Below are 459 nucleotides of genomic sequence, written 5' to 3' on the forward strand. Positions count from 1 at the left end.
CCTACGGGTGGCAGCAGTGAGGAATATTGGTCAATGGGCGAGAGCCTGAACCAGCCAAGTAGCGTGAAGGATGACTGCCCTATGGGTTGTAAACTTCTTTTATAAGGGAATAAAGTCGGGTGTGGATCCCGTTTGTATGTACCTTATGAATAAGGATCGGCTAACTCCGTGCCAGCAGCCGCGGTAATACGGAGGATCCGAGCGTTATCCGGATTTATTGGGTTTAAAGGGAGCGTAGATGGATGTTTAAGTCAGTTGTGAAAGTTTGCGGCTCAACCGTAAAATTGCAGTTGATACTGGATATCTTGAGTGCAGTTGAGGCAGGCGGAATTCGTGGTGTAGCGGTGAAATGCTTAGATATCACGAAGAACTCCGATTGCGAAGGCAGCCTGCTAAGCTGCAACTGACATTGAGGCTCGAAAGTGTGGGTATCAAACAGGATTAGATACCCTTGTAGTC

The 459-nt window shown here is 47.9% G+C and carries 1 rRNA gene; it reads left to right on the forward strand.

From position 1 onward, the window contains the following. Positions 1-459: ribosomal RNA gene (locus tag KGF41_RS20520) — 16S ribosomal RNA — on the forward strand; the annotation flags it as partial.

Origin of the sequence: Clostridioides sp. ZZV14-6150 (assembly GCF_020657875.1) — a bacterium.
In the GTDB taxonomy this organism is placed as follows: domain Bacteria; phylum Bacillota; class Clostridia; order Peptostreptococcales; family Peptostreptococcaceae; genus Clostridioides.